The sequence below is a fragment of the Aquirufa lenticrescens genome (assembly GCF_019916085.1).
GTDB classification, from domain to species: Bacteria; Bacteroidota; Bacteroidia; order Cytophagales; family Spirosomataceae; genus Aquirufa; species Aquirufa lenticrescens.
Genome location: NZ_CP049834.1, coordinates 1488546 through 1500000, shown reverse-complemented (window position 1 = coordinate 1500000; position 11455 = coordinate 1488546). Strand labels below are relative to the sequence as shown.

The following is an 11455-nucleotide window of genomic DNA, read 5'->3' as shown; positions in this document are numbered from 1 at the left end:
ATTATTACTTTTCTAAGAATGGGTAACGGAAATCCGTAGGTGAAACGAAGACTTCTTTCACGGTACGTGGGGAAACCCAACGCAATAAATTCAAATAAGAACCCGCTTTGTCATTCGTTCCAGAGGCGCGCGCACCGCCAAAAGGCTGCTGGCCCACCACGGCACCCGTGCACTTGTCATTCAAGTATAGGTTACCAGCCGCGTTTTCTAACACTTTCATCGCTTCCAGCATCGCATATTTGTCTTGCGCGAAAATCGCACCTGTTAAGGCATACGCTGACGTGTAGTCTACTAAGGCTAATGTCTCTTTCCAATCTGCGTCATTATATACATAGATGGTTAATACCGGGCCAAAGATTTCCTCAACCATCGTGCGGTAGGTTGGATTCGTTGTTAATAGGACTGTAGGTTCTACAAAATAGCCTTTCGAATCGTCGAAGTTTCCGCCTGAAATGACTGTTACTTCTGGGGACTTTTTCGCTTCACTTATATAGGAAGTAATTTTTGCGAAAGCTTTAGCGTCGATGACCGCGTTCACGAAGTTTTCGAAATCTTCTGTACCACCCATTTTGATGGCGGCTAAATCTGCCTTCAATTGCGCTTCTACCGCTGGCCATAAGGAAGCGGGAACGTAGGCGCGAGAGGCTGCGGAGCATTTTTGGCCTTGGTATTCGAAGGCGCCACGGATTAATCCGGTGGTTAACGCTTTAGCGTCTGCAGAAGAGTGAGCTACCACGAAGTCCTTTCCGCCGGTTTCACCCACAATACGTGGATAAGACTTGTAGTTGGCGATGTTTTGGCCTATATTCTTCCAAATCGTCTGGAACACGCCCGTCGATCCTGTAAAATGAATCCCCGCAAAGTCGCGGTGAGAGAAAACAACCTCCCCTGCTTCCGGGCCATCCGCTAATACTAAGTTGATCACGCCGGCCGGCAAACCTGCCTCCTCTAGAATCTCCATCAATAATCCCGCCGAATAAACCTGCGTAGGCGATGGCTTCCAAACGACCGTATTTCCCATCAAGGCAGGTGCCGCCGGTAAATTACCCGCGATTGCCGTGAAATTAAAAGGAGTCAATGCGTAAACGAAGCCCTCTAAAGGACGGTATTCCAAACGATTCCAAACGCCAGGCGACGAAATCGGTTGTTCGCTATAAATCTGTTGTGCGTAATGCACGTTAAAACGTAAGAAATCAATCCACTCACACGCCGCATCGATTTCCGCCTGGTAGGCATTCTTCGATTGACCTAACATCGTGCGCGCATTTAATTGCATTCGGTATTTAGTAGCTGAAAGATCTGCTGCTTTCAAAAAGATCGCCGCGCGATCCTCCCAAGGCATCGATGCCCAAGCGGATCTAGCTGCTAGAGCCGCGTCAATCGCCTGCGCCACTTCCGCTTTTCCTCCTTCATAATAGTGACCTAACACGTGTTGGTGATCGTGAGGACAAGTCATCGCGACTTTTTTGGCACCCTTCACAGAACGACCTGCGATGCGCATCTGCACGTCAATTTGTTGATTACGCAAATCCGAAAGGGCTTGCTTTAATGTAGATCTCTCCGCTGAATTTGCGCCATATTGCAAAATAGGCTCATTCACAGGTGTAGGCACTTGAAAAACTCCTGAGGACATATTGTTTCGTTGATGTGTATTAAATAGGATGCTAAATTACGCGTTTTCTACTTATTATCAAGAACCACAAAGCTCAGGTAAGGTTTCAACCGCCTCCACGCCACCTGATCTAGCAATTGAATTTGCTGCAAGGTTTCAAAATCTTTCAGCGGACCATGTTGTTTTCTGTAGGCCAAAACCACCTTCGACTGCCCATAAGGCAAATACGGATGCCTGAAATCTTTCCATTCTACCTGATTAATCTTCAGAAACCGATACACCCCCGCCCCTACCTTTAACAAAGCCTTATTTTCTTTTACCCAAATCGAGTCCAAACCATACACCTCCTTCAATTGATCTACCTGGTAAAACCCACCCAACTTCTCTCTATAGGAAATGATTCTCTTCGCAAACCCCGGCCCGATTCCATTCAGCGCCACCCAAGCTGTTGAATCCGCGGTATTGATATCGATGGCTTGCTGCCTTCTCCGGACTCCGGACTCTTTTCCTCCGGACTTATAGCTCCCATAGTCTACCCAACCTTTCCTTCGGACTTCGGACTTATAGCTTCCAGACTCCCTCCCTCCAGACTTCGGCTTAATCTCCTTATAGTTCGCCTCCCAAACCACCGGATTAAATTCTAATTTTTCCTGCTCCTTCTTATAGTATTCATTCCCTATATAATAGAGCACATAAATTCCCGCCATTCCGAAGAGTGCAATAATCCCTTTAATCTCGTCGTGAGTGTAGGCGAGGACGAAGCGGAGGTAGTACATTAGTTTTGTTTTCATTAGTGGTTGATTGTAAATGGTGAATGGTGAGTGAGAGGCGGAACATTAATGGTGAATGGTAAGTGGTAAATGGTGAATGGGGTGCCAGATATTTTTGGAGAATAAAAACAAAACCTAAATCATTTACCATTCACCATTTACTATTGTTTCAGCAATCTCAAACAAAAATCTCACAACCCCCTTGTTTCTCAGAAAATTATCAGTACCTTTGCAGGCTATTTTAGGGTACAAGCCTTCGGGCCTATCCAAAAAGAAATGATTTCTGAAACACAATTCCTTTATCGTAGGGGAAGCGCAAAGGGGAATCATTTTTTCATCTACGAGGCATTTCAGCTTTAAATTGTGCCCATAGGGCCATTTTTCATTTAATTTAAAACGTATAAAGCCTTGAGTAACATCACTGCCACAGGAAGACACAGCTTTGCGAAAACGCAGTCTGTGATCGATTATCCAGATTTTCTGGATATCCAAATCAAATCCTTTCAGGATTTTTTCCAGCTAGAGACAGCTGCTGAGAATCGTACTGACGAAGGTTTATTTAAAGTGTTTGCTGAGAATTTTCCAATCGCGGATTCGCGGGAAAATTTCGTTTTGTCGTTCGTTGACTACTCTGTAGATCCACCGAAATATTCGGTAGATGAGTGTATCGACCGCGGTTTAACGTATTCAGTACCTTTAAAAGCGAAATTACGTTTGATCTGTAATGATACAGACAACGAAGATTTCCAAACCATCGAACAAGAAGTATTCTTAGGAAACATTCCGTACATGACAGAACGTGGATCATTCGTGATCAACGGTGCTGAGCGTGTCATCGTTTCTCAGTTGCACCGTTCGCCAGGTGTATTCTTCGCGCAATCGAAGCATACGAATGGAACTAAATTGTATTCGGCTCGTATCATTCCATTCAAGGGTTCTTGGATTGAATTTGCAACGGACGTTAACAATGTGATGTATGCCTACATCGACCGTAAAAAGAAATTCCCAGTGACTGTATTGCTTCGTGCAATTGGTTACGGAAATGACAAGGACATCCTTGATTTATTTGGCTTAGCTGAAGAAATGAAGGTGGACAAGAAAAACTTGAAAACTACGGTAGGACGTCGCTTAGCTGCGAGGGTTTTGAAAACGTGGCAAGAAGACTTCGTAGATGAAGATACAGGTGAGGTAGTTTCTATCGACCGTAACGAAATCTTGATCGAGCGTGATACCGTTATTACGGAGAACGAGATCGAGACGATTTTGGAATCAGGATCAAGCACAATCATCTTGCACAAAGACGATGTGAACGTATCTGATTACAACATCATCTACAATACTTTACAAAAAGATACTTCGAACTCGGAGAAAGAGGCGGTAGAAGTTATCTACAAGCAATTACGTAATACAGATGCTCCAGATGAGCAAACGGCACGTGATATCATCCAAAACTTGTTCTTCTCAGACAAGCGTTATGATTTAGGCGAAGTAGGTCGTTACCGTATCAATAAAAAATTAGGCCATGATATCCCAATGGATATTAAGGTATTGACAAAAGAAGATATCATCTCTATCGTGAAGTATTTGATCGGTTTGATCAACTCTCGCGCGGTTGTCGATGATATTGACCACTTGTCAAACCGTCGTGTACGTACAGTGGGTGAGCAATTATATGCTCAATTCGGTGTAGGTCTTGCACGTATGGCTCGTACGATCAAAGAACGTATGAACGTTCGTGATAACGAGGACTTTAAGCCAGTAGACTTGATTAATGCACGTACGTTATCGTCTGTGATTAACTCGTTCTTTGGAACAAATCAGCTATCTCAATTTATGGATCAAACGAATCCATTAGCTGAGATCACGCACAAGCGTCGTATGTCTGCCCTAGGGCCAGGCGGTCTTTCTCGTGAAAGAGCTGGTTTCGAGGTTCGTGACGTTCACTACACGCACTACGGTCGTCTTTGTACGATTGAAACGCCAGAGGGACCAAACATCGGTTTGATTTCTTCTCTTTGCGTTCACGCGAAAGTAAACGGAATGGGCTTCATCGAAACTCCTTACCGTCTAATCGAATCAGGAAAAGTAGATACGTCTACGACTGTTTCGTATTTAACGGCTGAAGAAGAAGATGGCAAGAACATCGTTCAAGCGAATGCACAGATTGACAAAACGGGTAAATTCTTATCTGACCGTGTGAAAGCACGTTTCGAAGGTGACTTCCCGTTAGTCAATCCAGCGGATGCACAATACATGGACGTAGCGCCTAACCAAATTGTTTCGGTTGCGGCTTCTATGATTCCTTTCTTAGAACATGATGATGCGAACCGTGCCTTGATGGGATCGAACATGCAGCGCCAAGCGGTGCCATTGTTACGCCCAGAAGCACCTATCGTAGGTACAGGTTTAGAACACCGCGTGGCGATTGACTCCCGTACTTTAGTAGTTGCTGAAGGAAGTGGTGTGATCGAATACGTAGATGCTTTACGCATTGTAGTAAACTACGATCAAACGGAGGAGCAAAAATTAGTAAGCTTCCACGGTTCTACAAAAGAATACAAATTAATCAAGTTCCGTAGAACGAACCAGGATACAACGATCAACTTGAAACCAATTGTCTTCAAAGGACAAAAAGTGGTGAAGGGTCAAGCGCTTTGCGAAGGTTATGCAACTCAAGCAGGTGAGCTAGCTTTAGGTCGTAACATGAAAGTGGCGTTCATGCCATGGCAAGGTTACAACTTTGAGGATGCGATCGTAATGTCTGAAAAAGTGGTTCGTGACGATATCTTTACTTCGATCCACATTGAGGAATTCGAATTAGAGGTACGTGATACGAAACGTGGTGAGGAGGAATTAACTTCTGAAATCCCGAACGTTTCTGAGGAAACAGTTCGTAACCTAGATGAGAACGGTGTTGTTCGCGTAGGTTCTGAGGTGAAAGAAGGAGATATCTTAATTGGTAAGATTACACCAAAAGGAGAGTCTGATCCAACTCCAGAAGAGAAATTATTACGTGCCATCTTTGGTGACAAAGCTGGTGATGTGAAAGATGCTTCGAAGAAAGCGCCACCATCATTAAAAGGGGTGGTTATCGACACGAAATTGTTTGCTCGTCCTAAAAAGGATAAGGATCAACGCGATAAGTCGAAGGCTGAATTGAAGTTGGTTATGAAGCAATACGGTAAAGACCTATTAGAGGTTCGTAAGATCATGATCGAAAAGACCGTTGCTTTATTGGCTGGAAAAACATGTGGTGGAATCCGTCACAAGTTTGGCACAGTGATCGTAGAGAAAGGGGTTAAATTCACAGCGAAGAATATCGAAGAATTATTATTCCCAGATAAAAACTTATACCGCGATGAGTCAACATATGCCGTTCCTGAAGAAGCGAATTTACTTTCAGATTTGATCGTAGAAGATGCTACTGCGGATGCAGCGACTAACGCGACTTTCTTAGCCTTAATTAAGAGCTACCACGTTCGTCGTAACGAAATCGCTGGTAACTTCAAGCGTGAGCGTTTCGTGTTAGAAGTAGGTGATGAATTACCTGCTGGTATCGTGAAATTAGCGAAGGTGTATGTAGCTAAGAAACGTAAGTTAAAAGTGGGTGATAAGATGGCGGGTCGTCACGGTAATAAGGGTATTGTTGCTCGTATCGTACGTGAAGAAGATATGCCATTCTTAGAAGATGGAACACCAGTAGATATCGTATTGAATCCACTAGGGGTACCATCTCGTATGAACTTAGGACAAATTTACGAGACCGTATTAGGTTGGGCTGGACAAAAACTAGGTAAGCGTTATGCAACGCCTATTTTCGACGGTGGAACTGAAGCAGAGGTAGCCGCTGAATTAACGTTAGCCGGTTTACCAGACTGGGGTCGTACGTATTTATACAATGGTTTAACGGGTGATAAATTTGATCAACCGGTGACTGTAGGTATCATCTATATGTTGAAACTGGGTCACTTAGTGGATGATAAGATGCACGCACGTTCGATCGGACCTTACTCATTAATTACACAACAACCATTGGGTGGTAAAGCTCAGTTTGGTGGTCAGCGTTTTGGTGAGATGGAGGTTTGGGCATTAGAGGCCTTCGGTGCAGCGAATATCTTGCAAGAGATCTTAACTGTGAAGTCTGATGATGTCATCGGCCGCGCAAAAGCTTACGAAGCTATTGTAAAAGGAGAGAACATGCCTAAGCCTAACATTCCAGAATCATTCAACGTATTGATTCACGAATTGAGAGGTTTAGCCCTTGAAATCACCCTTGAGTAAACCATTGGGCTTTGGCCCTATTAAAAGAGTTCATTTTCCAATAAAATACATAGAAAATGTCATTTAAAAAGACTAGAAAGCTGAATAGCGATTTCCAAAAAGTAACCATCTCACTAGCCTCTCCTGAGTCCATCTTAGAGGGGTCTAATGGCGAGGTAACACAACCGGAAACCATCAACTACCGTACCTACAAACCCGAAATGGGCGGTTTGTTTTGCGAGCGTATCTTCGGTCCTACAAAGGACTGGGAGTGCCATTGCGGTAAATACAAGCGTATTCGTTACAAAGGCATCATTTGCGATCGCTGTGGTGTAGAAGTAACGGAGAAAAAAGTACGTCGTGAGCGTATGGGCCACATCGAATTAGTGGTTCCAGTAGCACACATCTGGTACTTCCGTAGCTTACCGAACAAAATCGGTTATATGCTAGGTTTATCTACGAAGAAATTAGACCAAGTAATTTATTACGAGCGTTTCGTGGTAGTTCAACCGGGTATGTACGCGGAAGAAGGAAAGATTGGTAGCCAATACCTTGATTTCTTAACAGAAGACGAGTACTTAGATATCTTAGACAAATTACCGCGCGAGAACCAACATTTACCTGATGAAGATCCACAGAAATTCATCGCGAAAATGGGTGCTGACGCGTTAAATATGTTATTATCTCGCATTGACTTAGACAGCTTATCGGCTGACTTGCGTCACTCTGCAGACACTGAATCATCTCAACAACGTAAGGCTGAAGCCTTGAAGCGTTTGAAAGTGGTAGAAGCGTTCCGTGAGTCGATCGGTCGTATCGATAACCGTCCTGAGTGGATGATCATCAAAATGGTTCCAGTAATTCCACCAGAATTACGTCCATTGGTGCCATTAGATGGAGGTCGTTTTGCGACATCTGACTTGAACGACTTATACCGTCGTGTGATTATCCGTAACAACCGTTTGAAGCGTTTGATCGAAATCAAAGCGCCAGAGGTAATCTTACGTAACGAAAAACGTATGTTGCAAGAAGCTGTAGATAGCTTATTTGACAACTCACGTAAAGTAAATGCGGTTCGTTCTGAAGGTAACCGTGCCTTGAAGTCTCTTTCTGATATGTTGAAAGGTAAGCAAGGTCGTTTCCGTCAAAACTTATTAGGTAAGCGTGTCGATTATTCAGGTCGTTCGGTTATCGTGGTAGGTCCAGAATTGAAAATGCACGAGTGTGGTCTTCCGAAGGATATGGCGGCAGAATTATTCAAGCCGTTTGTTATCCGTAAGTTGATCGAGCGTGGTATCGTGAAGACGGTTAAGTCTGCGAAGAAAATTGTTGATCGTAAGGATCCAGTGGTTTGGGATATTTTGGAAAATGTAATGAAAGGACACCCAGTTCTTTTAAACCGTGCTCCTACCCTTCACCGTTTAGGTATCCAAGCTTTCCAACCGAAATTAATCGAAGGAAAAGCGATCCAATTGCACCCATTAACTTGTACGGCATTTAACGCCGATTTCGATGGTGACCAGATGGCGGTTCACGTTCCACTAGGACATGAAGCGATTTTGGAAGCCTCGTTATTAATGCTTGCATCACATAACATCTTGAACCCAGCGAATGGTGCGCCTATTACGGTACCATCTCAGGACATGGTGTTAGGTTTATATTATGTAACTAAAGGACGTAAGTCAACTCCAGACCACAAGGTAGAGGGAGAAGGACACCGTTTCTACGGATTTGAGGAGGTTGTAATCGCCTTGAACGAGAAGAAATTGTCTAAGCACGCGAACATCGTAGTGAAAGCTACCGTTCGTAAGGAAGACGGTACATTAGTTCAAGAAATGGTGGAAACTGTTGCTGGACGTGTATTATTCAACTTATGTGTTCCTGAGCAAGTAGGTTACATCAATGAGTTATTGACTAAGAAGAAATTGCAACAAATCATCTCACACGTTCACAAGATCTGTGGTATGGCTCGTACAGCGCAATTCTTAGATGATATCAAAGAATTAGGTTTCCAACAAGCCTTCCACGGTGGTTTATCGATGGGTATTGGTGATGTTCAAATTCCAGCTGAGAAAGCTTCCTTAGTGAAGAAAGCACAGGATGATGTTCAAGCGGTTTGGGACAACTACTTAATGGGTTTAATCACAGATAACGAGCGTTACAATGCAGTTATTGACATCTGGACAAAAGTGAACTCGAAAATTACCGAGACATTGATGAAGCAGATGGAAGAGGATAACCAAGGATTTAACGCGATCTATATGATGATGCACTCTGGAGCCCGTGGTTCTCGTGAGCAAATTCGTCAACTAGGTGGTATGCGTGGTTTGATGGCGAAACCTCAAAAGAACTTACAAGGTTCAGTAGGTGAAATCATCGAAAACCCAATCCTTTCTAACTTTAAAGAAGGTCTTGACGTATTAGAGTACTTTATCTCAACTCACGGTGCGCGTAAAGGTTTGGCAGATACTGCCTTGAAAACAGCCGATGCGGGTTACTTGACTCGTCGTCTACACGACGTAGCACAAGACGTTATCGTGAACGAAGAAGATTGCGGTACCTTACGTGGTATCGAGGTGTTCCCATTGAAAGACAATGAGGAGATCATCGAGCCATTATCTGAGCGTATCTTAGGTCGTGTATCTATTCACGATGTATATGATCCAATCACAAATGAGTTAATCGTAGCTTCTGGTGATGAAATCAACGAGGCAATCGCAACGAAAATTGATGAGACAGCGATCGAGTCAGTAGAAATTCGTTCGGTATTAACTTGTGAAACGCAAAGCGGTGTTTGTGCGAAATGTTACGGACGTAACTTAGCGACAGCTGCGATGGTGAACTTAGGGGAAGCGGTAGGTGTAATTGCCTCTCAATCGATTGGTGAGCCAGGTACTCAGTTAACGTTACGTACGTTCCACGTGGGTGGTACGGCACAAAACGTTTCCTTAGATGCAAGCGTTAAAGCGAAATTTGACGGGGTGATTAACTTCGAAGAGGTTCGTTCTGTAAGCTCTACAGATGCAGATGGAAATCCAGTAGAAATCGTGATGGGTCGTTCTGGTGAAGTTCAAATTGTGAACCCAGCGAACAAACAAATCTTGATCTCTTCTAACATTCCTTATGGTTCATTCTTACGCGTTAAGGAAGGCCAAGCGGTGAAAAAAGGAGACGAAATCTGTGCTTGGGATCCATACAATGCGGTAATCCTTTCTGAAGCTGAAGGTAAAATTGAGTTCGAGGCAATCGAAGAAAACAATACCTACAAAGAGGAAGCAGATGAGCAAACAGGTATGCGTGAGAAGGTCATTGTAGAATCGAAAGATAAGACAAAGAACCCATCCGTATTAGTAAAAGCAAAAGGTAAAGAAGATTTAGTATACAACGTTCCAGTAGGTGCGCGTTTAGCGATCGACGAAGGAGATAAAATCAAAGCGGGTCAAATTATCGCTAAGATTCCTCGTGCGGCAGGTAAAACACGTGACATTACGGGTGGTCTTCCACGTGTTACGGAATTATTCGAAGCACGTAACCCATCTAACCCAGCCGTTGTAACGGAGATCGATGGGGTAATTTCTTACGGTGTAATTAAGCGTGGTAATCGCGAGATTATCGTGACACCGAAAGAGGGAGCTGAGCGTCGTTACCTAGTACCTTTAACACGATTCATCTTAGTACAAAATAATGACTTCGTGCGTGCAGGTTCTCCACTTTCTGATGGTGCTATTACACCTTCAGATATCTTGAAGATCAAAGGACCTACAGCGGTACAAGAATACTTAGTGAACGAGATCCAAGACGTATACCGTCTACAAGGTGTGAAGATCAATGATAAGCACATCGAGTGTATCGTTCGCCAAATGATGCAAAAAGTTCAGATTTTAGAGCCAGGTGATACGCAATTCTTACAAGGTCAAAACGTAGATCGTTTCGTATTCCGTCACGAGAACGACTTGATCTTAGATCAGAAAGTGATCACTGACGCTGGAGATTCTGAGAAATACAAAGCAGGTATGATTCTTTCTGCTCGTGCTTTGCGTGATGAGAACTCTTCGTTAAAACGTAGAGATATGAAGTTAATGAAGGTCCGTGATGCGCAAGCAGCCGTTTCTTCTTCTAACTTACAAGGTATCACGCAAGCGTCGTTAGGAACGGAATCATTCATCTCCGCTGCATCGTTCCAGGAAACTACGAAAGTACTTTCTGAAGCGTCGATTCGCGCGAAAGTAGATACGCTAGACGGCTTGAAAGAGAACGTTATCGTAGGTCACTTGATTCCAGCAGGAACAGGTCTTCGTCGCTACAAGGACATTTTAGTCACATCGAAAGATGAGCTAAAAGCAATGGAAGCGAAGAAAGAAGCTGCAGAAATCGCTGAAGCGAAAGAAAAAGTAGAAGCTGCAAACTAATTTGTAGATTCATTTGAATAGACCCCCGGCTTTTCTTAAGTTCGGGGGTTTATTTTTTACCAGAACAGAAATATGGAAAACCCAGCAGAAGAAAATCAACTGAATATCGAACTTCCAGAAGAAATGGCGGAAGGTCATTATGTGAATTTGGCGTTAATTGCGCATAGCCCATCCGAATTTGTGATGGACTTTATTCGCATCCTTCCAGGCTTGCCTAAGGCGAAAGTAAAGTCAAGAGTCGTGATGACTCCAGACCACGCTTACCGCTTAATGCAGGCGTTACAAGAGAATATTCAGAAGTACGAAGAGGCCTTTGGCCCTATTATGAAGGAAGGGGATGCCGCAGGTTTCCAATTCCCCATGAATTATAACGGCCCCATAGGCGAAGCGTAAACGTTTTAGGT

General features: G+C 43.7%; 5 protein-coding genes. 3 read left to right on the top strand and 2 right to left on the bottom strand.

What is annotated here, in order from left to right; translation table 11 throughout:
- Positions 1-4: 4 nt before the first annotated feature.
- Positions 5-1633 (bottom strand): L-glutamate gamma-semialdehyde dehydrogenase, encoded by a 1629-nt coding sequence (pruA, locus tag G9X62_RS06780; protein ID WP_223129986.1) that lies wholly within the window; start codon positions 1631-1633, stop codon positions 5-7.
- A 47-nt stretch (positions 1634-1680) separates the two neighbouring features.
- Entirely contained in the window at positions 1681-2403 is a 723-nt protein-coding gene (locus G9X62_RS06775) for a helix-hairpin-helix domain-containing protein (RefSeq protein WP_223129985.1), read from the bottom strand.
- Positions 2404-2790: 387 nt separating this feature from the next.
- Here G9X62_RS06775 and rpoB point away from each other — a divergent pair, with 387 nt between their 5' ends.
- The 3 genes from rpoB to G9X62_RS06760 all read left to right on the top strand — a co-directional run bounded on the left by rpoB (position 2791) and on the right by G9X62_RS06760 (position 11444).
- Positions 2791-6663, top strand: a complete 3873-nt coding sequence (gene rpoB, locus G9X62_RS06770) for a DNA-directed RNA polymerase subunit beta (RefSeq protein WP_223129984.1) — start codon at positions 2791-2793, stop codon at positions 6661-6663.
- Positions 6664-6719: 56 nt separating this feature from the next.
- Positions 6720-11051 (top strand): DNA-directed RNA polymerase subunit beta', encoded by a 4332-nt coding sequence (rpoC, locus tag G9X62_RS06765; protein ID WP_223129983.1) that lies wholly within the window; start codon positions 6720-6722, stop codon positions 11049-11051.
- Between the two features lie 72 nt (positions 11052-11123).
- Positions 11124-11444, top strand: a complete 321-nt coding sequence (locus G9X62_RS06760) for a DUF3467 domain-containing protein (protein ID WP_223129982.1) — start codon at positions 11124-11126, stop codon at positions 11442-11444.
- The last annotated feature ends 11 nt before the right edge of the window (positions 11445-11455 follow it).

Bases quoted from the DNA above. Each gene is read 5' to 3' on its own strand.
- rpoC (WP_223129983.1), top strand. From the start codon at position 6,720: ATGTCATTTAAAAAGACTAGAAAGCTGAATAGCGATTTCCAAAAAGTA.
- pruA (WP_223129986.1), bottom strand. From the start codon at position 1,633: ATGTCCTCAGGAGTTTTTCAAGTGCCTACACCTGTGAATGAGCCTATT.
- G9X62_RS06760 (WP_223129982.1), top strand. From the start codon at position 11,124: ATGGAAAACCCAGCAGAAGAAAATCAACTGAATATCGAACTTCCAGAA.
- G9X62_RS06775 (WP_223129985.1), bottom strand. From the start codon at position 2,403: ATGAAAACAAAACTAATGTACTACCTCCGCTTCGTCCTCGCCTACACT.